We start from the raw sequence: 23,310 nt of genomic DNA, 5'->3' as shown, positions 1-23,310 counted from the left end.
CCACGCCACGGACCACCGAGGGGAGAGGCGGAGCAACTTCCCCGACACCAGCCACCTCGCAGGGTGGAGAACAAGAACACGCCTTCGGCCGATAAGCGGACATCCCCCCACGACCAGGGCATGCCCGTCGGTACAGCCCCTTGACCTGGGCTTTCACGAGATCGCTGACAGAACCCTGAATCTCCTCACCAGGCGCTTGGGGCTGCCTCAGAGTTGCTCGGCTTGATTCCCCAGGCAGACCGGCGCTGACCTGCGGACCGCCATCGCATGGGCGGGGCCGTCCGATGTCCAGACGGCCTATCGGCCTGCTACCTGAAGTCGTCGGCGCGGTGCGTACTCGATGTAGAGCGGGGTAGCCAGGATGGTGCCGGCGTCGTCGACCGCGAGCACCCGGGCGAGTCCGGCAAGCCGTGCGGGAGGTGTCCACCCTTCCTCTCCCGGCGCAATCGAACACAGAGTTGCTACGGCGACTAGCGCACGGTCCACGGCCCCGAGATTCGGGACGTTCCCTGTTGCTGCGTGGCCAGGGAGCCCATGCAGCGAGTGGGCGTAGGCTCGGATGGCCTCAACGTAGAGATGACCGACTTGTGAGCTCTCCTGATTCGTTTCAACCTGTGACCGCCGACGGTCCAGAATGTGCACTGCGGATCCGACCAACGCGAATGCTGGGAAGTGTTGGCGCTCTTCGGCTGCGAAGTAGACCAGTCCCTCCACGGTTGGCCGGTCACAGCCATGGCCAGTGCCGGGCCATGCGTTGCCGAACCTGAATTCCTCTTCGAACTGGATCCAGTCACCAACCGTCACCCCTTGGTCAGTGCGGTAACGGTTGCCATGCTTCTTCCCGATCATCTTCGCCACGGCGTTCAGCGCTCTGACCGACGGCGTCTGGTCGTTGCCGGGCAATGTGGCTTTCACGGAAACCAGGCCGATGTCTAACCCTGCTTCCAGACCAAGTCGCTGGCGGATCCGGCCTGGAAGCTGCGGTGTCAGGACCTCCATCTTCGCCTCGGACAGATACAACAGGTCCCGCATCTGTTGCCTTCGGCGTGTGCGGAGCGGCATCGCTGTCTCCTCCCCTGCGGTTGCATGACTCAGCGTGGCCCTGTTAGTACTCCAGCTGTAGATCGTGATCTTGCTGGTGGTAGGACGGCCGTACTTTGAGATCTTCGGCTCTGTGACTTCCCGTGCCTGACAGCCCAGCAGCAGATCTGCGGGGGCGCTACTGGGCGCTCGGAACGCGCAGGCCATCGAGAATGACGACTAGCGGCCGGTCGTCGGGAGCGTACCGGCAGGCTTGAGAGGCGCCGGCGAGCAGCGCGATGACCTCCCTGACTCCGATGTCCATGCGTACCGCCGCTGCCCGTTGCGCCTGCTGCAGTAGAGCGGCCACGGCTTCGGTCAGCTCCTCGGCGACCGACGCGACGGCCTCGTTCGGGTGAATGCCCAATTCGGCCAGTGCGTCCACGAGTTCGAGTTTGGTGGCCGAGCCACGGACGACGGCGGTGAAGAAGTCGAAGAAGGCCGCCCCTGCATCCGACGATGCAGCGTGTTCGCGGGCGTCGGCGGCGACCCGGGCAAGGCGCTCCACGACAAGTGCCTGCAGCAACGCCTCCTTGCTCGGGAAATGCCGGAAGACGGTACCGACACCGACGCCGGCCGCGCGGGCGACCTCCTCGGTCGAGGCGGCCGTACCTCGATCCGCGAAGACCCGCTCTGCCGCAGCCAGCACCCGTGCGCGGTTGCGCTGCGCGTCGGCGCGCAGGGGCCGGGCGGTGGTCATCGGCCACTCCTTGCAACCGGAGTGATCAGTCCGTATCTTCTAATCGGAGCCACAAGTCCGATTCTAGGGTCAACAGATTCCACGGAAACGGGATGGAGACTGGCATGTGGCAGACGGTACTGCTCGCGTTCCTGGCCGGCATACTGGCTGCCAACGCGTACCCTCACTTCGCCAAGGGCATCGTGGCGGAACGGTTCCCGACCGTGTTCGGTTCCTCCCCGGTGGTCAACGTGCTCGCTGGCTGGTCGGGCCTGGCGCTTGCCGGGCTATGTCTTTGGGGCGCGCATCCAGTGCGGCATCCCGGCTGGGCGCTGCTCGGCATGGCCGTCGGTGCGCTGCCGATAGGTCTGTTCCACGCCACCGGCCATACGATTGGCGCTCGAGACTGAACCCACCCCACCCACCAGGTCGGAACGGGCTCTTCGACGAAACCGTTGACGGGCGGCGATCGGGCGGCGTGTCGCGACCGGGCATGGCACGGCCACCGCGTGATCATCAGGTGCTGTGTAGGGGCGGGTGCGGAGACGGGTACGGCCACCGTTGATCATCGTGAGTTGTGTGGACAACGACGAGACGGTGGCCGCAGGTCACAGCATAGATCCCGCCGGTTGGCGAGAGGCGTTCGAGGTGGCCATGGGCCGGATCGCGGGCCGCTTCGCCCGGTATGAACCCCGCCTGCGGGCCGGGCGGTTGGTCTTGGGTCTGCTGTCGGACCTACCTCGCAAGAATTGCTGGACGATCGCGGAGTTGGCCGGGGAGACCAGCCCGCACGGCATGCAGCATCTGCTGTGCCGCGCCGTCTGGGATGCCGATGCCGTCCGCGATGACGTGCGTGAATACGTCGTCGAGGACCTCCATGACGAGGCCGCGGTGCTGGTCGTCGACGAGACCGGCGACGTGAAGAAGGGGACTCACACCGTCGCTGTCCAGCGCCAGTACACCGGCACGGCCGGCAGGATCGAGAACTCCCAGGTCGCGGTCTACCTCGTCTACGCGGGCGCGCGCGGACACGCGGCGGTGGACCGGGAGCTGTACATCCCGCGCTCGTGGACGTGCGACCCGGACCGGTGCCAGGCCGCGGGACTCGGCGAGGACACCGTCTTCGCGACCAAGCCGGAACTGGCCGGCACGATGATCGAGCGGTTCCTGGACGCCGGACACCACGTCGGCTGGGTCGCCGGGGACGAGGTCTACGGCGGCAACCCGAAACTCCGCACGGCTCTGCAGGAACGCGGCATCGGCTACGTCCTCGCGGTTGCCTGCTCGGCCGAAGTCCCCACCGGCGCGGGGAAGTTCCGCGCGGATGCCCTGACAGCGAGGCTGCCGAAGCGGGCCTGGCAGAAGCTCTCGGCCGGACATCGCGCGAAGGGGCACCGCTTCCACGACTGGGCGGTCATCGACCTGGCCGACCCCGGCCCGGGCCACCACCAGTTGCTGATCCGCCGCAACCGCGCCACCGGCGAACTCGCCTACTACCGCTGCCACTCGCCCCGGCCCGTGCCCCTGACGACCCTCGTGCGGGTCGCGGGCTCCAGGTGGCGGGTGGAGGAGACGTTCCAGAGTGAGAAGGGCCTGGCCGGACTGGACGAGCACCAGCTCCGCCGCACCCCTCCTGGGCCCGCTGGGTCACCCTCGCCATGCTCGCCCACGCCTTCCTCGCCGTCGTCCGTGCCGACGAACACACCCGCCGTCCCGGACCTGCCGACCTGGTCCCGCTGTCCTGCAACGAGATCCAGCGCCTGTTCATCACGCTCGTCGTCCAGCCGGTCCACGACGCAGCTCACCGGCTCGGCTGGTCCGACTGGCGACGCCGCCACCAAGCCCGGTCCCGCTCCAGCCATTACCAGCGACAGGCCGCATCCCAGACATGAAGATCACGATCTACAGCTGGAGTACTAAGGACTGTCCTGCTACTCCGTCTCGGACGACATGCGGGGTTGAGCCCTGGGGAGATGGGCCGATGCCGGGTGCGGCTTTCTGGCCGTCGTCGGACCGTAGACGCTGGCATGATGTTGCTCATGTCCATGTACCGAAAGGTCGATGCCGCGTAAGCGGCCCGGGGCGTTGCGCGCTGAACAGTCTCTCCGTGTCGCGTGGGGCTTGCCTCCAGAGCGGATCCACGGGCTCTCTGCCCGAACCAGCGTCGCCATAGATCGAGTAGAGAAGTTCTCGGGCGACTACTTCGTCTATCCCGGTGCCACCGACCGTGCGCTGCGGCGGTATCGAGCGTTTCTGCAGCCCCCGGACGACGATCTCTGTATCCGCAGGATGCGGAATGTTCGTGCCGCGGCTGCTCCTTCGGCGATGTGCGGCACGCTCGCGACGTGCTTGAGGAGGTCTTGCAGCAGTTGTCTCCCGGGCCCGCGCCCAGCTGGAACGCCAAGTGCACGCCCTGGATGCCAGATACGTCGAGCGGACGCTGCCCGATCCGCTCGCCGCTGATCGGCAGTGGCCTGACCTTTGGTGGCGGCGCCGTCTGGCCGGCTGACGAGAAGCTGGATGAGGGGCCCGGCCCAAGCCGCGGTGAATGCCGAGCCCACGGCGGGGATCATCGACGCGCAGTCGGTGCGGGCCGCCGCGGCGGTGCCGGCCGCCACGCGGCTACGACGGTGGGAAGAAGGTACCCGGGCGCAAGCGGCACATCGCGACCGACTGTGCCCTCGACGCGGCCGAGTTCGGTTTCTCGTGCTCGATAATGACCAGCATGTCCGGGTCGACTTCGTGGAGGGCGCGCGCAGGAACTCGGTCGAGTAGGCGACGTTGTGGCCCTTGCCGAGGGCGACGAAGTCCCAGGCGGAGTTCTTGGGCCACTCGTTGGCCCACCCGTCGCCGCGGAGGTCGGTGCGCGGCTCGTCGGGCGCGAGGCGGCGGGAGCTGTTGTCGAGGACGCTGTTGAGGACGGCGTGCTCGGGGTTGACCCGGGCGTCCTTGGCGGCGGCGTGGAAGACGAGGCCGCCGAGGTGGCGGGCGAGCGCGACCGGGCCCATCTGAGCGAGACCGCTGGTGAGCACGGTGTCATTGACGGTTGGCCGGCTTGCTCAGAGACGGTTGGCCACTACCGTCCCGGCTGCGTGGTGGACGTGGAGTCTCCGTCTGACGTAGATCCAGGAGTCGAGGAACGTCGAGGCCGATGCTGCGGGTGTGTCATGCCGGAACGTCTTTGGGTTTCTGCGTTCGCTTGGGTTTGTCCATCGTCTTCGCGGCCAGCCGGTAGGCGACGCCCTGGTAGGCCGCCAACGCCAGGAACAGGATTTCGACGCCCGCGGTGATGCCCGCCAGCCAAAACTTCCCCGAACCCGTCGAAGGGGTGCCCAGCAGCACCGGGATCTTCCCATGGGGATCCACGGTGACGTTGATGGTCTGGCCAGCCTTCAGCCCGTCCCCGGACACTACGCCCGGTAGCGGCTGTCCTGACGGATCGGCCAGCTGCGCGACGTGAGTCGGCGGATCGGCACCCTGGTCGACCCAGTACACCTTGGTCACCGTGGCCCGCTCCACCCGGCCGTCGGCGTGCAGCGCCCGCTGGTCCAGGCCCGAAATGGTCAGGTGCATCACGACCAGAGCAGCGATGGGGGCCACGGTCATCACCACGACGGCCCAGCCCTTGGGCTCTTCCATGCCCGGCACCATCAGCGCGAGGAGAAAGAAGGCCAGGACATAGAGCGCCGGATAGACGAGCAACGTCAGCCAGATGTTCTGCGTGACGTGCAGAAGGATGCCGGCGCCGACCTCAACGCCCAGGAACACCACCGTCAAACGCACCAGGAGCAGAGTGGCCAAACCCATCGGGCGGCCCCGCGTCAGTATTCGTCCGGCCACAACACCCCCCAGTGAATGTTCTGCGTCAACCCGCAGTCCAGAGGCGCGCCCGCCTCCCTTTCGCGCCCCCTCGTTCAACGCAAGTTGAACACTGCGCCATCGGGCTCGGTGACAGCAAGCCTGTCTTGGTGACGACCAGTGATTCGGCTGAGGGGCCGCGGGGAAGGCGTCCCCGCCGGCCAACCGCATGGACGCCCGTCACTGTACGTCACGATCAAACGCAAGGCACCAGGGCCAGTCATGGCGCGGGCCAGACCACCGCCCGAGGCGGCACCGCCACATCCTCACAGTTGTAGCGGGCGGTGGCGATCTCCGAGGAGCGTCCCGGGCGGCTGCTGAGACCGGATCTTTGGGTTTTCGGGAGTGGGTCGGGTGAGCGCCTGGCGATCAGGAGGTTCCGAGGGAAATAGTCAGTTTGTCCGGCTTGACGGTGATGGCCGTCTGAGGGCGGGGAGGGCGGGAGACGAGGCGAAGACGGGGCCAGGTCTGCAGGACGGTTGCCAGGATGATCTGCATTTCGGTCCAGGCGAAGTTCTCTCCGATGCATTTGCGGCGGCCGTCTCCGAAGGCGAAGAGTGAATCGCGGGTTGTGGGTACGCGATCGGGGGGCCAGCGGTCGGGGTCGAAGGTGGCCGGTTCGGGGAAGTGGGCGGGGTCGTTCTGGTGGAGGTAGGGGCTCCACACGATGTCGGCGCCCTGGGGGATGTGGTGTCCGCCGAGATCGATGTTCCGGGTGACGGTTCGGGTCACCATCCAGGCCGGCCCGTATTTGCGGACGGCTTCCTGTAGGACCTGCCGAACGTAGGGGAGCCGGTCGAGGTCTTCCTGGCGCAAGGACCGGCCGGAACAGACGGCGGCGAGTTCGGCGCGCAGACGCTGTTCGATCTCGGGGTGTTGGGTGAGCTCGTACAAGGTCCAGGCGAGGGTGGTGGCCGTGGTCTCAATCGCCGCGTTCATCAGGGTGATGGCTTCATCCTGGAGCTGCCTGCGGGTGAACTGATCCCCGGCTGCCAACAGGGTTTCGAACAACCCGGCCTCGTCGTTGTCGGCGGCCTTGTGGGGGCATCCTGCAGCTTCGGCCGGATCGTGGGCGGTGGCGGGGGGTGTGCCCGCCGACCGAGCGGAGTGGTGGTCGATGGCCTGGTCGATGAGGGCGCGCAGGCGGGCGACCCGAAGGGTGTGGCTGCGGTTCGCGGGCAGCGGGAGCCGGGTCACCCAGGGGGGCAGGAGGGTCTGCCGGATCGCCCCCTTCGTGATGACGGGCATGAGGACGGTGAACTCCCTTTGCAGGTTCGCGGGTAGATCCATGCCGAAGAGAGCGACGAGGAACGCGGCGAGGGTGACGTCGTTCATGTCCGCGAACACGTCGCGGAGTTGATCCTCTTGCCACGCACCGACCATGGACCTGACTTGGTCGATCATGGCGTTGCCACGGGTGGCGATATGGGCCTTGTTGAACATGGGCTGCATCAGGCGGCGGTTGCGCAGATGGGTGTCGCCGTCCGCGACTGTGGCCAGACCGTCGCCGAAGACACCCCTCAGGACGTCGAAAATCTTGCCGCCCTTGGCGAAGTGCGCCGCCTCGGTGACCAGTACGGTACGGGTGAGCACAGGATCGGTGACCACGTATGCGGGGGTCGGGCCCAGACGAATGCGGACGACGCTGCCGTGGTCGCGAAGCGAGGTGATGAACGGCAGCGGGGTCCGCGCCAGGAGGTGGGCGTGCCCGATCAGCGGGAGCCCGCCAGGGGCGGTCGGGACAGGGGCAGGTTTGACGGGTGAGGCGGTCACGGCCTTGACGCTCCTCATGTCAGTGTTGATGCGGCCGAGTTATCTGCCCAACATCACAGGCCAGGATGCGCCTTGTGACCTTTACGTCACTTCACAGGGCGCGGGCCTCGGTCCAGTCGACGGGCTCCGTCGGACGGACGACCGGAGTCGGCGAGTGCGGCAGACTGAACCGCTACCAGCGACCATACGGACTAGCCCCGCCCCAGCCAACCGGCTGATCACCCGACCGCCATAACCTGCGCAAGGCTGGATCTCCCCCGGGCAGAGCTGGCGGGCTGGATCGATGGCCTTCCCGACCCGCTGGTCCCGGGCTGGCTGGTGGAACTCGTCGGAGCCGGGCTCGAGCGGCGCGAGTACCCGCCCGCGGACGCCCTGCGGCTGCTGCGCGCGCAATGCGCCGCGGACGGCTCCATCCAGCAGGACGGCGGCGGGCCGGACGTCTTCGCGCACTACTCCAACATCAACGTCTCCGGCTTCCGTGAGCTGCAGGAAGGCCAGGCGGTCACCTTCGACATCACCCAGGGGCAGAAGGGCCCGCAGGCGGAGAACGTCACGCCTGCCTGACCCCTCGGTGATGACAAACCGCTGCACATCGGGACCGAAATCGGTCAGTGTCACCTCGACCTGGGCGGCCTCCACCCGCGAGCAATGCTCACTACCTGTGGATCACTCCTGGCGGAACGAGGCGTACCTTCCCGATGGATCGATAGGTCATCGAGCAAGGCCGACGTTGCCGCGTCGGTCGGGAAGGCACGCCCGTGCTTACGGTAGTCAACGAGGACGGCACCACGCCAAGCGGCAGTTCGCTGCTGGATGAGATCGTTCGGGAAGGCGCACGGCGGATGCTGGCCGCCGCGCTGGAGGCAGAAGCCAACGCCTACATAGCCGAGTTGGCCGAGGAGCGCGATGAACAGGGGCACCGCCTGGTGGTCCGCAACGGCTATCACCAGCCCCGGAAGGTCACTACAGCGGCCGGCGTGGTCGAGGTGAAGGCGCCGCGGGTGAACGACAAGCGCGTCGACGAGGCCACGGGCGAGCGCAAGCGGTTCTCCTCCGCGATCCTGCCGCCCTGGTGCCGCAAGTCACCGAAGATCAGCGAGGTACTGCCCCTGCTCTACCTCCACGGCCTGTCCTCCGGCGACTTCGTGCCCGCCCTGGAGCAGTTCCTCGGCTCCTCTGCCGGGCTCTCGGCGGCAACTGTCACCCGGCTGACGACGCAGTGGCAGGCCGACCACGCAGCCTTCATGGAACGCGATCTCGCGGGGGTCGACTACGTGTACGTGTGGGCCGACGGCATCCACCTCAACGTCCGCCTGGAGGAGGCCAAAGCCTGCGTGCTGGTGCTCATCGGGGTGCGCGCCGACGGCTCCAAGGAACTGTTCGCCCTCAAGGACGGCTACCGTGAATCCGGTGAGTCGTGGGCCGACCTGATGCGGGACTGCACCCGCCGGGGCATGCGTGCCCCCGTCCTCGCGGTCGGCGACGGCGCCCTCGGGTTCTGGAAGGCCCTCGTGGAGGTGTTTCCCGACACCCGCGAGCAAAGATGCTGGGTTCACAAAACCGCAAACGTCCTCGACGCCATGCCGAAGTCCGCGCAGCCGGGGGCGAAGAAGGCCATCCAGGACATCTGCAACGCCGAGGACCGCGACCACGCGGCACAGGCGGTCAAAACGTTCGCCCAGCTCTACGGCGCGAAGTTCCCCAAGGTGGTCAAGAAGATCACCGATGACCAGGAGGAGCTGCCGGCGTTCTACGACTTCCCGGCCGAGCACTGGATCCACCTGCGCACCACGAATCCCATCGAGTCCACGTTCTCCACCGTCCGGCTGCGGACCAAGGTCACCCGCGGCGCCGGCTCCCGCACCGCCGCCCTGGCCATGGTCTTCAAACTCGTCGAGTCGGCCCAGCGTCGGTGGTGGGCTGTGAACGCGCCCCACCTTGTCGCTCTCGTCCGTGCCGGAGCCCGCTTCGAACGCGGCCAGCTCGTCGAACGCCCCGAGGCGGTCGCGGCGTGAGCACCCTCACGGCCCAGGCCATCAGTACCAGGCGGCTGGACCTGGTGCCGCTGCACGTCGAGCCGCCGAGGAGATGGCCGCCGTGCTGTCCGACCCGGTCCTGCACACCTTCATCGGCGGCACTCCCGACACCCCGCAAGCCCTGCGCTCGCGCTACCAGCGCATGACCGCAGGCTCTCCCGATCCGGCCGTCTCCTGGCTGAACTGGGTGATCCGGCTCCGTGAGACGTCCAGCCTGACGGGCACCGTCCAGGCGACGGTCGGCCTCTCCGGCCACAGACTCATCGCTGAGATCGCCTGGGTGGTGGGAACCCCGTGGCAGGGAAGAGGCATCGCCAGCGAAGCGGCCCGAGGACTCGTCGGCTGGCTCAGCCGGCAGCCGGTGCAGACCGTTGTCGCCCACATCCACCCCGAACATCGGGCTTCCGCTGCCGTCGCCACTGCCGCGGGGCTCACGCCCACCGACGAATGGCACGAAGGCGAGATCCGATGGCACCGGCGTATCGGGCGATAGCTTCAACGATTCACAGATCTTGACTATTACTCGGCGGCGCGGCCCGCTCGGCGTCCTGCAGCACTGTATTGGCGGCTGTGAGATCGGCGGCACCGCCGACAGCGAAGGCGGCTGCGGCGTCCGCGACACCTGTCAGGGAAGTCTTGACCAGGGTACGGGTCAAGGACAGTCTCGGCTGGCCTACCGTGTTCCCGGCAAGGCCCTCCGCCGCCCGGATGACGGAGAGGAAAGCGCTTTTCGCGGCGGAGACGTGATCGCTCAAGTGGGCGCCGTGCTGGACGCGATGCGGCTGGGGCCGTCCGACGATGCCACCGCCCGCCCGTCCCGCCGACGTGCCCCAGACCCTCCAAGCCCGGACCCGGACGCCCACCCGGCTCGAAGAACCACAGGCCAGCCCCACGTCACGGGCCCGGGAAGATCGTGAAACGAATCGAATCCCTCACCGAACACGTCCGCCTGAAACAGCAGCAAGGTCAATGATCAAGCTAAGGGGAGGAAGGCCTGTCTCTGGCCGGCGGAAGGTCCTTGCCCTCCCGCCGGCGCGCCCCCTCTGCCTCCCGGTGACACTGCTCTGCCCAGGCCCGGCGCACGATGCCCACCGCAGGGATCTCGCGCAGCAAGGCCGGCGCGGTCGGGCCATCGATGGCGTCCAGGAGAGCGAACCCGTCCCGCCCGACCTGCTCGGCCCATTCCCGGCGACGTTGTCCCCCTTCGGGAAGCGGTAGTTGTCGACCTTGGCCCCCTATCGCTCCACCCAGCCGGAGCCGATCAACGGGGCCGGCCAGTCCGGGGCAGCCGCACTTTCCCAACGGAGTCGTGAACGCCGAGGCCTTCTGCACGAGTCCCGGTAACCTGAGGGCGCCCAGCAGCTCTCGTTCTTCGTCGACCAGGTGCTCGCCGCCACCGGTGCGTCCCGGGTCGACATCGTCGGCCGCTCCCTTTGACGGGGCGGTCTCGTGGCATGCCGCGTGCGGCGCCCGCACGGACGCAGGTGCCGCACGCGGCCGAACGCCAGGCGTCAAGCGGAGGGCGCCGAGGCCGGGGCGTACTCGAACCAGTCGAAGGCGACCGTGCCCTCGGTGGCGTACATGCCGATAACGCGGCCGGTGAAGCCGCAGGCGACCTCGGTGGACAGGTAGCGCCCGTCCAGTTCGACGAGTGGCTGGGCGTCCGAGGCGTCGGGGCCGCCAACCCAGAAGGCGACGGTGTCAGGGCCGGTGGTCCCGCCATCGGTGAGTTCGGGCGACGCGGGCACAAGGTCGTTCGTCCGGATCGCGACGGTGAGGGTCAGCGGCCCGGACGGGACCGGTCGGCTGGCCACGGTCTGGCGCAGTGGACCGATCCGGGCGACGACGCCGACCTCGCCGTTCCCGACCTCCAGTTCGTAGTGGTGGGCTTCGTCCAGGCGCACGCAGAGGCCGCCGCGTCCCGTACCCGGGTCGATCGCCGCGGCGACGCGGCAGTCGTGGTGTTGCTGGCGGCGGCCGACGAAGGTGTACCCGGGGCGGTCGAGGGTGGCGCCGGTGGCGTTGAGGGCCAGCCAGCCGGGGCGCTCGGTGAGCGACCAGGAGCCCTCCGGGCGGGTGAACGGCGAGACCCACTGCGGCGTGAGAGCGGACTCGTCGAAGTCGTCGCGGGCGGGCAGGGCCGGAACGGGGTGCCAGGCACCGCCCGGGGCCGCGTGGCTCTCAGGAACGGGCGCGACGACGGGCCAGCCGTCCTCGTCCCACTCCACGGGGGTCAGGAACGTCTCGCGGCCGAGCACGTGCACGTCGGGCGTGAAGCCGCGAGGCCGGACGCCGAGCAGCACCATCCACCAACTGCCGTCGGGAGCCTCCACCAGGTCGGCGTGGCCGGTGTTCTGGATGGAGCGGGCGGTACCGCTGTGGGACAGCAGGGGGTTGGCGGGTGCGCCTTCCCAGGGGCCGCGCGGCGAGCGGCCGCGGGCGATGGACACGCTGTGGCCGCGTTCGGTGCCGCCTTCCGCGATCAGCAGGTACCACCAGTCGCCGATGCGGTAGAGGTGCGGCGCCTCGGGATACTTGAGGCCGCTGCCCGACCACGTGGCAAAGGGCCCCTCCAGCACCTCCCCCTTGACCGGGTCGATCCTGGCCACGTTGATGCCGCCTTCGGGCCCGGAGAACGCGCACCAGCAGGTGCCGTCCTCCTCCCACGCCAGATCGGGGTCGATCCCGTGCAGGTCGATCCACACCGGGTCGCTCCACGGCCCCTCGGGCCGCTCGGCCGAGACGACGAAGTTGCCGCCGCCGTCGATATTGGTGTTGATGACCCAGTAACGGCCGTCGTGGTGGCGGATCGTGGGGGCGTAGAGGCCGCCGGACGCCTTGGCGCCGGGGAGAGGCAGCGGCAGTTGTCCGGACCGGTCGAGCACGTTGCCGATCTGCTCCCAGTGCACGAGGTCCTTGCTGTGGAAGATCGGCAGCCCGGGGAAGTATTCGAAGCTGGAGCACACCAGGTAGTAGTCGTCACCGACCCGGCACACGCTCGGATCGGGGTGGAACCCGCTGATCACAGGGTTGTCGTACGTACGCACAGAATGTGTTCCTTTCGGGCAGCCGGGTGCCGTGGAGCGAGTCCAACGGGTGCCGTAACCGCTTGTCACGGGTGAGATGATCGTGTCGTGGCTGGTTGGATCACGGCGTCGAACCGCTCCTGGACAGCCCTGTTCACCGGGTTTCGTCCGCGTCAGTTCGGAAAGCTGATCTCCGCGTGCGGCAGGAGGAAGCGGATCCGGTGCGCAGCGACTCACTCGTCGCCCGTCCGGCAGTTCGGCGTAGGAGTCGTGGCGCCGGGTCGGGGACAGCGAGTGCGGTGCCGCCGCCCTGGCCTTGTCCGATCACGGCGACCCGGTGGGGGGCGACGCGGTCCAGTCGGCGGACGGCGTCCACGGCCCGGACAGCCTCGGTGAGCAGTCGGCGGTAGTAGTACGTGCGCGGAGAGCTGCTGCCTCGGGTCATCACGCCGGAGACCTCCGGCCCGGTCGGGCCGGAGTCGGGGGTCGCGCCCCGGCTCCAGCCCGAGTCCGGCCCGCGCGTGTCCACCTGGAGGTGGGCGTACCCGGCGGACGCCCGGCGCAGGTTCTCCAGCACATGCCCTCGTCCGCCGCCATGACCGACGTACTGCACGACGGCCGGAAGGGGGCCGGTCGCCGTGCCCGGCAGGCACAGCCACGCCTTGACCGGCTCCCCGCCGAAGCCCGGGAAGGTGCCGTCGAAGGTGTCCACGGTGCTCAGTCCGGTGCTGACCGGCGTCAGGCCGGCCTCGCCGCCGTACGAGCGGGCCTCCTCGGGCAGGTCGGTGTACACGAGCGGCTCTCGTTGCGTCAGCGGCACTCGACGGTGACGACGGGGTGCAGCCTGCGGGTGTGGTCGACCTCCCGGACCTGGCCGGTCAGGCGCAGCGGGACCGTGATGCGGTGGTCGGTGCTGCTGGCGGAGATCCGTAGTTCCAGCTCGCCGGGTTCGACGATGCGACGGCCCGCGCGGCCGGTGAAGGAGGCCAGGTCCGCGGGAAGTTCCAGGAGGACCCGGCAGACTTCCCCGGTTTCGAGCGGGAGGCGCCGGTAGCCGACGAGGCGCTGCATCGGCTGGACCACGGAGGCCACCGGGTCGTGCAGGTAGAACTGCACCACCTCGCAGCCGGAGCGATCGCCGGTGTTGCGGACCTCGAAGGCGATCCGGAAGCTGCCGTCGGTGCCCGTCTCCGCGACGCTGACGTCGAGCGCGGACCACTCGAATTCCGTGTAGCCGAGCCCGTGCCCGAACCCGTAGGCCGCGCTGGTACTGGTGCTGGACACGTCGCTGTCCTGGGCCAGCCGGGCGGCCAGGTAGGTGGAGGGCTGAACACCCTTGTGCCGCGGCACACTCACGGGCAGCCGTCCGGAGGGGTTCACCCGCCCGCTCAGCACGCCGGCGATCGCTTCGGTGCCCGCCTCCCCAGGGAAGAAGGACTGCACGACCGCCGCCGCCTCCGTGTCGGCGCGACCCAGTGTGTAAGGGCGGCCCGCCAGCATGACGAGCACCACGGGCGTGCCGGCATCCAGCAGGGCGTCGAGCAACTGCTGTTGCACGCCGGGCAGTTGCATCGATTCGGCGTCACATCCCTCGCCGCTGGTGCCGCGGCCGAACAGGCCGGCGCGGTCCCCGAGAGCGAGCACCACGACGTCGGTGACGCGGGCCGCCGCGACCGCCTCGGCGAAGCCGGCCGTGCTGTCGCCGTCGACCGTCGCACCGGGCGCGGAGAAGATCTCGGCGTCGGGGAACTCGGCCGCCAAGGTCTCGCGCAGCGTGGGCAGCGCGATGCCGGTCGGGACCTCGGGGTGTTGCGAGCCGACGTGCACGGGGAAGGAGTAGCAGCCCAGCACGGCCGTCGGGGTGTCGGCGTTGGGGCCGATCAGCGCGATCCGGCGGGGGCGGCCGAGCGGCAGCGTGCCGTCATTGCGCAGCAGCACGACGGCCTGCTCCGCCAGCTCGCGCGCCAACTCCCGGTTGGCCGGGGGGTCCAGGTCGACGCTGCCGCGCAGCGCCTCGGGAACGGCCAGTTCCGCTCCGGAGAGCGCCTGCGGAACCGGGTTCCAGTCGGGGTCGAGCAGGCCGAGCTGTGCCTTCTGGACGAGGATCCGGCGCAGGGCGCGATCGATCAGCTCCTCAGGGACGGTGCCGGCCTCGACCGCGTCGAGCAGCGGCTGTCCGAATGTCTTGACGGTCGGCAGCTCGACGTCGACGCCACTGGCGAGGGCAAGCCCGGCGGCCTCGTCCCAGCTTCCGGCGACGCCGTGCAGGAGCTTGAGGAAGGCGATGCCGAAGTAGTCCGCCACCACCGTCCCGTCGAAGCCCCAGGTGTCCCGGAGCAGACCGGTGAGCAGTTCCTGGTCGGCGGCCGAGGGGATGCCGTCGGTGTCGGTGTAGGCGTGCATGACCGAGCGCGGTCGGCCCTCGCGCAGCGCCATCTCGAACGGGGGAAGGATGACGTCGGCGCGCTCACGGACGCCCATGGAGACCGGTGCGAGGTTGCGGCCGGCCCGCGAGGCGGAGTAGCCGGCGAAGTGCTTGAGCGTGGCGACGATCCCGGCGGACTCCAGGCCCTGCACGTAAGCGGTGGCGATGGTGCCGACCAGGTACGGATCCTCGCCGATGGCCTCCTCGACGCGGCCCCAGCGGGCGTCGCGCACCACGTCGAGCACGGGGGCGAGACCCTGGTGGACGCCGACGGCGCGCATGTCGGTCCCGATGGCGGTGGCCATGGTGCGCACCAGCTCAGGGTTGAAGGTCGCTCCCCAGGACAGCGGGACCGGGTAGGCGGTCGCCCCCCAGGCCGCGAACCCGGCCAGGCACTCCTCGTGGGCGATCGCGGGTATGCCGAAACGGTTGGCGGCGACGATGCGCTGCTGGGAGCGGGCGAGGGAGAGCGCACCGACGGCGGCGTCCACGGGAACGGTGCCGAAGGGCCGGGTCAGCTGGCCCAGACCGTTCGGCAGCAACTCGTCCAGGTCCGGCGGCTCCTCCATCTCGTGCTGGTGCGGGGCGACCTCGCCGCCCTCGTCGGAGGCGCCCACCCAGACGCCGACCAGCTGCGCTGTCTTCTCCCGCAGGGTCATCGCCGCGATCAGGGCGTCGGCCCTGGTCGCGGGGTCGAGCGAGACGTCCCGCCACACAGGGGTGGCGAGCTCGACGGTGGGGTTCATGTTGCCGGTCACTTTCCTCCGACCCCCATGAGCCCCTGGACCAGGGCGCGGCGGGCGAACAGGTAGACGATGAAGATGGGGAGCATGGACAGCACCACGGCGCTGAGCAGTCCGGGGACGTCGACGCCGTGTTCGGTCTGGAAGTTGTACAGACCGAGGGTGATCACCTTGGTCGACTCCGACTGGGTGAGGATCAGCGGGAAGAGGAAGCCGTTCCAGGCCTGGAGGGCCGAGAAGACGACGATGGAGGAGAGTCCGCTCTTCGACAGCGGCAGGACCAGTTGCATGAAGACCCGCCGCGGGGAGGCTCCGTCCATGGCCATGGCTTCGTACAGCTCAGGGGTGATGTCGCGCATCGTCCCGGTGAGCACCAGGGTGCACACCGGCAGCGAGAACGCGGCGGTGGGCAGGATGACGCCGATCAGGTGGTCATAGAGCCCGGCCTGGCTGATCACGTAGAACATCGGCACGATCACCGCCTGCGCGGGGATCGCGAGTCCCAGCAGGAAGACCCGGAACACGACGGTGATGGTCCGGCCCTGGGCACGCACGATGGCGTAGGCGAGCGGCGGCACCACCACCAGCACGATGCCGACCACGCTGACGGTGACGATCAGGGTGTTGAGGAAGTCCTGGCCGAAGCCGTTGGAGAACGCGTTGAGGTAGTTGCTCAGGGTCAGCTGCGACGGAAAGCTCAGCGGGCCCTGGGTGGAGTAGTTGGAGGTGGTGCGCAGGGTCGCGACCAGCAGCACGTAGAGCGGCAGACCGACCAGAGCGAGCCATATCAGGGAGCCCAGACCGGCAAGGTAGTTGGGGCGCTGTCGCATCAGATCCCCTCCGCCGTGCTGCGCATCTTGTCGTAGCCGGAGAGCCGGACCACGGCCAGGGAGATGAGCGTGGCCACCACGACCAGGACCAGCGCGATGGCCGAGCCGGCGCCGAAGTCGAAGTTCTTGAAGCTCTGCTGGTACATGTAGTACGCGCTGACCGTGGTGTCCGTGCCGGGGCCGCCCTGGGTGAGGATCAGCACCGTGTCGAACGTGGTCAGCCCGCCGACGACCATGAGGATCATCGAGGTGATCGCGGTGTTGCGCAGTTGCGGCAGGGTGATGTGGAAGAACTGCCGCACGGTGCCGGCTCCGTCGATCGCCGCGGCCTGGTAGAGCACCTGCGGAATCGCGCGGGCGCCGCCCTGGTAGAGGAGCGTGTGCAGGGGTGTGAACTGCCACATTCCGACGAAGGTCAGCACCCCGATCGAACCGGTCTGGCTGCCGAGCAGGTTGCCGTCACCGAAAAGCCAGGGAAGCTGGCCCGGCATGCCGAAGTTGGGGTCGAGCAGGGCGCGCCATACCACCGAGACCGCGGTCGCCGAGAGCAGCAGGGGGACGAAGAAGATCGCGGACAGCACGGCCCGGTTGCGCTGGTGGCCGGCCGCCCAGACGCCCAGCAGGATGCTGATGGGCGTCTGCGTCACGACCCCGAGCACGGTGAGCACGAGGGTGAGCCAGATGCTCTGGGTCATCACCGGGTCGTGGATCAGCTTGGTCCAGTTCGCCAGGCCGTTGAAGTGCGGCGAGGTGATGCCGTCCCAGCTGGTGAAGGACAGCACCGCGACCAGCACCAGCGGGAGGATCGCGAACAGGAGGAAGAAGACGGTCGCGGGTACCGCCCAGACGAAGCCCGGGCGGGTCACCCCGACGCCGGCCCGGCGCGCCTTGAGGCGGCGGCCGGACACGGCTGCGAGAGAAAGTGAGCTCATCGGTCCTACTCAGGAGTTGGACAGCGACTGCATCGCCTGGATGAAGCCGTTGGCGTCGGTCTTGCCGTCGAAGAACTTCTGAATGGCCGTGTGGAGTGGCGTGGCCGCGGCCGGCGGGTAGGCCTGGTCCCAGGACAGCTGGAACGACGGGGCCGCCTTGACCAGGTTGAACTGGAACTTCGAGTAGTCCGGGCTGGCCGAGGTGGACAGGAACTTGTCGGTGTTGGTGGTGGTCGGCAGGTTGCCGATGCCGAGCTGGGCCTTCACGAACTCGTCGGAGTACATGAGCTTGAGGAAGGCCGCCACGGCGTCGGGGTGCTTGGTCTTCTTCAGGACGGAGTAGAAGTTGTTGGTGTTGCCGACGAGGTCCTTCGGGTCGCCCTTGCCGCCGCTGACGGTCGGGAAGGAGCTGTAGCCGAGGTCGTTCTTGGCGAAGTCGGGGTTGTTGGACTGCTGGGTGGAGTACTCCCAGGAGCCCATCAGCTCGAAGGCGGCCTTGCCCTTGGCCAGCAGCGCCGGGGACCCGCCGTCGGTGAACTTCACCGAGTCGAAGTTGCTGCCGAATGCGCCGGCGTCGACCAGCTGCTTCAGCATGCCCAGGGCCTTGTGGCTTTCCGGCCTGGCCCACGCGCTCTTGTCACCGGCGAGCGCCTTCTGGAACAGGTCCGGCCCGGCGACCCGGTCGAAGACGTACTCGAACCACATGAGGGTGGGCCACTGGTCGCCGCCGCCGAGCGCGATCGGGGTCAGGCCCTTGCCCTTGAGCACCTTGACGTCGTTGACCAGGTCGTCCCAGGTCTGCGGGACGCTCAGGCCGGCGCTCGCCAGGACCTTCTTGTTGTTGAAGAGCAGCACGGGCTGCGTGCCGCGCATCGGGACACCGTAGGACTTGCCGTCGACCACCGCGGTGTTGAACACCGAGGGGAGGAAGTTGGCCTTGAGCCCCGGGTCCTTGGCGATCATGTCGTCCAGGGGGAGCAGGAGGTTCTTCTTGACGTAGGGCGCGATGCTGCCGCCGCCCCAGTTGAAGAAGACGTCCGGGGCCTGCGGGGTGTTGATGATCGTGTTGAGCTTGGCCTGGTAGTCGGCGCCGGGGATGGTGTCCAGCACCACCTTGACCTTCGAGGTCTTGTTGAACGTGTCGACGATCTGCTTTTCGACCTTGTTCGCGGAGTCCCCGTAGACGAGGACGTGGATCGCCCCGGAGCTGGAGCCGCCGCTCGACCCGCATGCGGTGGTCAGACCGAGCAGCAGCGCGGTCGTTGCCGCTACTGCGGCGAGTCTGTTCCGGGTCGCACCGTTGCGAACGGTCACGCGAAGAGAACCCATTGGATTGCCACTCCGTCGATAATTTCGAAGAAAGTTCCGAATGCTGCGGGAAACCTAGGCGTAACGTCGATCTCCGTCAAGGGTTTGGAAGATCTCGATTCGGTCGTACCGGCTGGGGCCCTGACCAGCTAATATCCGTCTTGTACAGCCGCGAGGCCTACGTACTTCGCACACCAGGGCAGCACAGGAGGGGCTCGTGACCAGAGCGGCGACACTCGCCGAAATCGCGCGCGAGGCGGGGGTGTCCACACCGACTGTTTCGAAAGTCGTCAACGGCCGCGCGGACGTTGCCCCCGCCACCCGCGAGCGGGTGGAGGAGCTGCTGCATCAGTACGGCTACCAGCGGCGACGCAGCAACAGCGCCCCGTCCAGCCCCTTGCTGGAGCTGGTGTTCCACGAGCTCGAGAGCGCCTGGGCGATGGAGGTCATCCGCGGGGTCGAGAACGTCGTCCGCGAAGAGGGGATGAGCGTCGTCCTGTCGGAATCCTCGGGCCGGCTCAGCGTCGGGCAGTCCTGGATCGACGGGGTGCTCGCCCGCCGCCCCACCGGCGTGGTCCTGGTGCTGTCGGGGCTCGACGAGGCCCAGCAGGCGCAGCTGACCAGTCGTGATATCCCGTTCGTGGTGATGGACCCGGCCGGGGACCCCGGTCAGGACATGCCGGCGGTCGGTACGACCAACTGGAACGGCGGCCTCGCCGCCACCCGCCACCTGCTCGACCTGGGCCACCGGCGCATCGGCATGATCGCCGGACCACGGCGGATGATGTGCAGCCGCGCCCGGATCGACGGCTATCGGGCCGCGCTGGAGACGGGCGGTGTCGCCTTCGATCCCGCGCTGATCCGCGAGGGCAACTTCTACCACGAAACCGGCTACTGGGCGGGCCTGGAGCTGCTGCGCCTCAAGGACCGGCCCACCGCGATCTTCACCGGCAACGACCTGCAGGCGCTCGGCGTCTACGAGGCCGCACGGGAGTTGGGCCTACGCATCCCGGAGGATCTCAGCGTCGTCGGCTTCGACGACCTGCCCATCGCCCGCTGGGTCGGCCCACCCCTGACCACCGTCCGCCAGCCGCTGACCGAGATGGCCGAGGTCGCCGCGCGCATGGTGATCGACCTCGCCCGCGGCAACCCACCGTCCGCGCTGCGCGTCGACCTGGCCACCAGCCTGGTCGAGCGCAGCAGCACAGCCCAGCCCCCGACCGCCGGCCGCCACTGAGTCGTCGGCACCTTCGAAATTTTCGACAGCACGTGACGCATCGCTCCGGACGCGTACCGAGAGTTCTGGAGCCATTCCCGCCGACCTGCCCCACTGCCGGCTGCCAGCCAGGTGTGCCCCGCGAACATCGACTGCTCGGGCGCGTCCCACTTCCCGCAACGGCATGCCCTGGGACGACTAGAGCCCAACGGAACCCAGGTGAGTGGTGTCAAGAAGCCGTATCTCTATCGATCATGAGGACGGTTCTGATCGAACACGGTCCCTGGTCGGGTGATTTCGGCCGGGTGGACGCATGAGGACAGGGCCCCTTGGTGGCTCGAGGTGACAACACCAAACGAGTCTCAGGAGGCCCTGTTGTCCCAGCATCTCCAGATCCGTGATCGTGTGGTCGCGGACTGCTGCCCGGACGTCGACGAAGTCGCGGGGTGCCGCGCGGTCTGCCAGTGCCCGGACTTTGGTGCCGATCACGTCGTCGAGACCCAGGACGGGGCCATACGGTGTGAGGACGGGCCGCGCCCACAGGTTCTCCTTGAGGACGCCGACCCTGCATTGCTCCCCGTCGGCGCTGGTCGCCATCTGGCGGGGGCCAGCGGGTCCACGCTGATGATGCCGACGTGCCAGCCGCGCTCGGCCAGGCCGCGTACCAGGTCGTCGGCGATGGCGGACATGGGGGCCGGGTTCTCGGTGGCCACGTCGATGTCCTGGCTGAGCCGGTCGACCACGCCCTGTGCCTGGGCGGCGTAGCCGCCGGTGATCACCAGCGGGTACGGGGTGCCGATCGCGAGGACGTCGGCAAGGAGCCGGCGGTGCAGACCGCTGATGTTCACGCGGCGGCGGACGCCCGGTGCGCAAGCTCGGGGAACGCGGCCCCCCATACCTCGCGGACATGCCTGCTGACCATGGTCCTCATCAGGGGCCACTGGGCGAGGAGGAGATCGCGGTTCGGGAAGCCGGTGATGTCATCGCGCTGCCCCTCGGCGGGGACCGTCCGGTAGAGGCCCATGCACTGGCGGGGCCGGTCGAGATCGTAGGTGCGCAGTCCCGAAGCCGCAGCACGTCGAAGGCCACGAAGTGGGCAGGCCACTCCTGGGCGAGCCGGGCCGCTCCAGCGCCGCGCCCCTGCAGCCGGTCCTGCAGACGCTCAAACGCCAGGCGCCCGGCCTCCGACACCACTAGCTCTCCGTTCATGTGAACTATCAGACCTGTCTCACCAACGGTCCTTTTGGAGGCGGTGCGCAAGGTGAAGCAGATCTGCCAGGCGCAGCACTCGTCCGTCGAATCCTGGAAGCGGGACATGGAGCGGCCGGGTCCAGTGGTCGGGGATTGCATCCAGCCCGTAATACGCCCCCGCAAGGCCTCCGGTCACTGCGGCGACGGTGTCCGTGTCACCGCCCAGGTCGATCGCCGCGCGAATCGCGTCTTCGAAGCTGGTGGTAGTGCGTAGGGCCCAGACGGCGGAGCCCAGGCAGGGCCAGACGGCACCGTTGAACTCGGTCGCCTGATCGGGGTGCCAGTCGGGCGCGAGGACGGTGGCGTAGCGGTCGCGGTGGTCGGGGTGGACAAGAGCCAGGGTGTCCGGGATCGCGGTGAGGGGGTCGGCGTCCTCGAACGTGACGCGGATGAGTTCGTGGAAGATCGCGGTGCCTTCCCAGGCCACGCGGTCCCCGTGCGTGAGGGCAGCGATACGGCGGGCCCCGGCCATGGTGGCTTCTTGGCCGGCAGCCGCGAAGTGGAACGCGGAGGTCGACGCCCGCCTGCGTGCCGACCACCGCGGCCCGACCCACGGCTACCACCTGGACGTCTCGTTCGGCGAAACCCTCACCCGGCACGCCAACCTCGGTGTCCACGTCGGCGAACAGCTCGTGCCGCAGATGCCGTTCGTCCGACTCCATCTTGAGCGCGTAGTACTGCTGGTGTTGGTCGCCCTACTGCTTTAGACGTCGTTGTATTTGGCGTGATCGGTAGCCTGCCTGACTGTGACGATCATGGAGCGATTGGTCCCGGACGGGTTGTGGGAGTTGTTCCAGCGGGTGGTGCCGGTCGCACCGGTTCGACCGCAAGGTGGTGGCCGTCCACGCTACGGCGACCGGGAGGTGCTGGCAGCGATTATGTTCGTGGCCACTTCCGGCTGCGCCTGGCGGCAGACTCCGGAATCGTTCGGGCCGTCCTGGTCGACTGTGTACCGGCGGTTTGCCGAGTGGAGCAAGGCCCGGGTCCGGGCCAAGTTGCACCGACTGGTGCTGGACGAACTCGGTCGGAACGGTGAACTGGACTGGTCACGGTGCGCGGTCGACTCGGTGAACATGAGGGCGACGAAAGGGGTGATCTGACAGGCCCGAATCCTGTCGATCGGGGAAAGAAGAGATCGAAGATTCACTTGATCACAGAGAGAGCCGGTCTGCCCCTGTCCATCGGCATCTCGGCCGCAAACACCCACGACAGCCTGGGCCTTGAACCCTTGGTGCGCGGGATACCGCCCATCCGGTCCCGCCACCATCTGCGCCGATGGCTACGCAATCGCAACATCTGCCGCGCATTGCCCGCAAGGGCGTCGAGTCCTCGGCCCGCTTGGGGCGACACCGATGGACCGTCGAGCGCACCGTGAGCTGACTGAGCGGCATACGCCGCCTGCATTGGCGCTACGAGCGCAAGCCAGACCACTTCCTTGCCTTCGCCGGAATTGCCGCCGCTCTCATCTGCTACCGCCGACTCAACGGCACGGTTGCACGGCCATAATGCGCGGCATGTCGCTTCAGGGAACAGACGCCTACCGAGACGACCACACCCTGCCTCCGCTGGTCCAGCGGGCCGTCGAGGCGGCGCGCACGCACGGTTTCGCCTTCTCCTGCAGGCCCGAACAGGGACGTCTGCTCCAGGTGCTGGCCGCAGGGGCACTCCACAGCATCGCCGAGACCGGAACAGGCTGCGGCGTCGGGTTGGCCTGGCTGGCCTCCGGCGCGACCCCAGGAACCCGGCTGACCAGCATAGAACGGGACCCGAACCGAGCCCACATCGCTGCGGAAGTCTTCCGGGACTGCCCCGACGTGGTGATCCTCCACGGCGACTGGCAGCGCGTCGAAGAGCGCGGCCCGTACGACCTGCTCGTACTCGACGGCGGAGGCCAGGCCAAAGGCAACGGCGCCGCGGACCCCGCTCGCCTGCTCGCCGCCGGCGGCACGGTAGTGATCGACGACTTCACCCCGGCCACCACATGGCCACCTCGCTTCAACGGCGCCCCCGACCAGTCTCGGCTGCACTGGCTCGAACACCCCGAACTTCGCGCCACAGAGCTACGCCTCGCGGCAGACCTCAGCGTGATCGTCGGCACCCGACTACCCGCCAACTGAGAGCAGTCGCATCGCCAAATGCAACGACGTTTAAGA

General features: G+C 68.4%; 18 protein-coding genes and 8 pseudogenes. 11 read left to right on the top strand and 15 right to left on the bottom strand.

Annotated elements, in window-relative coordinates:
* Window positions 1-297 precede the first annotated feature (297 nt).
* Window positions 298-1,062 carry an SAVMC3_10250 family protein gene (locus ACZ4UV_RS48915; RefSeq protein WP_451022099.1) on the bottom strand — a complete coding sequence of 255 codons (765 nt, stop codon included), beginning with the start codon at window positions 1,060-1,062 and terminating at the stop codon, window positions 298-300.
* 157 nt (window positions 1,063-1,219) lie between these two features.
* Entirely contained in the window at window positions 1,220-1,780 is a 561-nt protein-coding gene (locus ACZ4UV_RS48910; RefSeq protein ID WP_451022100.1) for a TetR/AcrR family transcriptional regulator, read from the bottom strand.
* Between the two features lie 104 nt (window positions 1,781-1,884).
* On the opposite strand from ACZ4UV_RS48910, the gene ACZ4UV_RS48905 reads away from it, so the two are divergent.
* The 3 genes and pseudogenes from ACZ4UV_RS48905 to ACZ4UV_RS48895 all read left to right on the top strand — a co-directional run.
* Window positions 1,885-2,169, top strand: coding sequence for a hypothetical protein (locus ACZ4UV_RS48905; RefSeq protein WP_451022101.1), 285 nt, complete (start codon window positions 1,885-1,887; stop codon window positions 2,167-2,169).
* A 244-nt stretch (window positions 2,170-2,413) separates the two neighbouring features.
* Window positions 2,414-3,651: pseudogene (locus ACZ4UV_RS48900) on the top strand (IS701 family transposase).
* A 658-nt stretch (window positions 3,652-4,309) separates the two neighbouring features.
* Window positions 4,310-4,433: pseudogene (locus ACZ4UV_RS48895) on the top strand (transposase); the annotation flags it as partial.
* A gap of 491 nt (window positions 4,434-4,924) precedes the next feature.
* Here ACZ4UV_RS48895 and ACZ4UV_RS48890 read toward each other — a convergent pair.
* Both ACZ4UV_RS48890 and ACZ4UV_RS48885 read right to left on the bottom strand, forming a co-directional pair.
* Window positions 4,925-5,542 (bottom strand): hypothetical protein, encoded by a 618-nt coding sequence (locus ACZ4UV_RS48890; RefSeq protein WP_451022867.1) that lies wholly within the window; start codon window positions 5,540-5,542, stop codon window positions 4,925-4,927.
* A gap of 444 nt (window positions 5,543-5,986) precedes the next feature.
* On the bottom strand, window positions 5,987-7,390 hold the full coding sequence (locus ACZ4UV_RS48885) for a cytochrome P450 (RefSeq protein ID WP_467848582.1): 1,404 nt from the start codon (window positions 7,388-7,390) through the stop codon (window positions 5,987-5,989).
* Window positions 7,391-7,762: 372 nt separating this feature from the next.
* On the opposite strand from ACZ4UV_RS48885, the gene ACZ4UV_RS48880 reads away from it, so the two are divergent.
* From ACZ4UV_RS48880 to ACZ4UV_RS48870, 3 genes and pseudogenes are all read left to right on the top strand, one after another.
* Window positions 7,763-7,954: a cold shock domain-containing protein gene (locus ACZ4UV_RS48880; RefSeq protein WP_451022868.1), complete on the top strand. Its 192-nt coding sequence runs from the start codon at window positions 7,763-7,765 to the stop codon at window positions 7,952-7,954.
* A 194-nt stretch (window positions 7,955-8,148) separates the two neighbouring features.
* Window positions 8,149-9,405, top strand: a complete 1,257-nt coding sequence (locus ACZ4UV_RS48875) for an IS256 family transposase (protein WP_467848579.1) — start codon at window positions 8,149-8,151, stop codon at window positions 9,403-9,405.
* A pseudogene (locus tag ACZ4UV_RS48870) lies at window positions 9,402-9,919 on the top strand (GNAT family N-acetyltransferase). Before ACZ4UV_RS48875 ends, ACZ4UV_RS48870 begins: the two are co-directional and overlap by 4 nt.
* A gap of 10 nt (window positions 9,920-9,929) precedes the next feature.
* Here the strand turns inward: ACZ4UV_RS48870 and ACZ4UV_RS48865 are convergent.
* Together ACZ4UV_RS48865 and ACZ4UV_RS48860 are read right to left on the bottom strand one after the other, a co-directional pair.
* Window positions 9,930-10,181: a hypothetical protein gene (locus ACZ4UV_RS48865; RefSeq protein ID WP_467848576.1), complete on the bottom strand. Its 252-nt coding sequence runs from the start codon at window positions 10,179-10,181 to the stop codon at window positions 9,930-9,932.
* Between the two features lie 756 nt (window positions 10,182-10,937).
* Window positions 10,938-12,473, bottom strand: a complete 1,536-nt coding sequence (locus ACZ4UV_RS48860) for a glycoside hydrolase family 43 protein (RefSeq protein WP_467848573.1) — start codon at window positions 12,471-12,473, stop codon at window positions 10,938-10,940.
* A gap of 87 nt (window positions 12,474-12,560) precedes the next feature.
* Between ACZ4UV_RS48860 and ACZ4UV_RS48855 the strand changes: the two are divergent.
* Window positions 12,561-12,679 (top strand): annotated as a pseudogene (locus ACZ4UV_RS48855) (IS5/IS1182 family transposase); the annotation flags it as partial.
* Window positions 12,680-12,798: 119 nt separating this feature from the next.
* On the opposite strand, the pseudogene ACZ4UV_RS48850 reads toward ACZ4UV_RS48855, so the two are convergent.
* From ACZ4UV_RS48850 to ACZ4UV_RS48830, 5 genes and pseudogenes are all read right to left on the bottom strand, one after another.
* Window positions 12,799-13,164, bottom strand: a pseudogene (locus ACZ4UV_RS48850) (acetylxylan esterase); the annotation flags it as partial.
* Between the two features lie 98 nt (window positions 13,165-13,262).
* Window positions 13,263-15,623 (bottom strand): beta-xylosidase/alpha-l-arabinosidase, encoded by a 2,361-nt coding sequence (locus ACZ4UV_RS48845; RefSeq protein ID WP_467848570.1) that lies wholly within the window; start codon window positions 15,621-15,623, stop codon window positions 13,263-13,265.
* Window positions 15,624-15,631: 8 nt separating this feature from the next.
* Window positions 15,632-16,450, bottom strand: a complete 819-nt coding sequence (locus ACZ4UV_RS48840) for a carbohydrate ABC transporter permease (RefSeq protein WP_451020762.1) — start codon at window positions 16,448-16,450, stop codon at window positions 15,632-15,634.
* Complete coding sequence (locus tag ACZ4UV_RS48835; protein WP_451020763.1) at window positions 16,450-17,382, bottom strand: carbohydrate ABC transporter permease; 933 nt, start codon at window positions 17,380-17,382, stop codon at window positions 16,450-16,452. Before ACZ4UV_RS48835 ends, ACZ4UV_RS48840 begins: the two co-directional genes overlap by 1 nt.
* Window positions 17,383-17,391: 9 nt before the next feature.
* Window positions 17,392-18,696 (bottom strand): extracellular solute-binding protein, encoded by a 1,305-nt coding sequence (locus ACZ4UV_RS48830; protein WP_451020764.1) that lies wholly within the window; start codon window positions 18,694-18,696, stop codon window positions 17,392-17,394.
* A gap of 211 nt (window positions 18,697-18,907) precedes the next feature.
* On the opposite strand from ACZ4UV_RS48830, the gene ACZ4UV_RS48825 reads away from it, so the two are divergent.
* Complete coding sequence (locus ACZ4UV_RS48825) at window positions 18,908-19,927, top strand: LacI family DNA-binding transcriptional regulator (protein ID WP_451020765.1); 1,020 nt, start codon at window positions 18,908-18,910, stop codon at window positions 19,925-19,927.
* Between the two features lie 231 nt (window positions 19,928-20,158).
* On the opposite strand, the gene ACZ4UV_RS48820 is transcribed toward ACZ4UV_RS48825, so the two are convergent.
* From ACZ4UV_RS48820 to ACZ4UV_RS48805, 4 genes and pseudogenes are all read right to left on the bottom strand, one after another.
* Window positions 20,159-20,503, bottom strand: coding sequence for a nucleotidyl transferase AbiEii/AbiGii toxin family protein (locus tag ACZ4UV_RS48820; protein ID WP_451020766.1), 345 nt, complete (start codon window positions 20,501-20,503; stop codon window positions 20,159-20,161).
* Window positions 20,392-20,754: a hypothetical protein gene (locus ACZ4UV_RS48815; protein WP_467848628.1), complete on the bottom strand. Its 363-nt coding sequence runs from the start codon at window positions 20,752-20,754 to the stop codon at window positions 20,392-20,394. The genes ACZ4UV_RS48820 and ACZ4UV_RS48815 overlap by 112 nt, the downstream gene beginning before the upstream one ends.
* Window positions 20,751-20,930, bottom strand: coding sequence for a hypothetical protein (locus ACZ4UV_RS48810; RefSeq protein WP_451020767.1), 180 nt, complete (start codon window positions 20,928-20,930; stop codon window positions 20,751-20,753). The genes ACZ4UV_RS48815 and ACZ4UV_RS48810 overlap by 4 nt, the downstream gene beginning before the upstream one ends.
* A gap of 204 nt (window positions 20,931-21,134) precedes the next feature.
* Window positions 21,135-21,680 (bottom strand): annotated as a pseudogene (locus ACZ4UV_RS48805) (ADP-ribosylglycohydrolase family protein); the annotation flags it as partial.
* Here ACZ4UV_RS48805 and ACZ4UV_RS48800 point away from each other — a divergent pair.
* The 3 genes and pseudogenes from ACZ4UV_RS48800 to ACZ4UV_RS48790 form a co-directional block, all read left to right on the top strand.
* Window positions 21,676-21,759, top strand: a pseudogene (locus tag ACZ4UV_RS48800) (kinase); the annotation flags it as partial. The pseudogenes ACZ4UV_RS48805 and ACZ4UV_RS48800 sit on opposite strands and share 5 nt — an antisense overlap.
* A 153-nt stretch (window positions 21,760-21,912) precedes the next feature.
* Window positions 21,913-22,663 (top strand): annotated as a pseudogene (locus tag ACZ4UV_RS48795) (IS5 family transposase).
* Between the two features lie 8 nt (window positions 22,664-22,671).
* Complete coding sequence (locus ACZ4UV_RS48790; protein ID WP_451020768.1) at window positions 22,672-23,274, top strand: O-methyltransferase; 603 nt, start codon at window positions 22,672-22,674, stop codon at window positions 23,272-23,274.
* Window positions 23,275-23,310: the final 36 nt, after the last annotated feature.

The sequence above is a fragment of the Streptomyces sp. NPDC028289 genome, assembly GCF_055565975.1.
The sequence above is the reverse complement of the archived record's forward strand: the minus strand, read 5'-3'. Positions and strand labels throughout refer to the sequence as shown.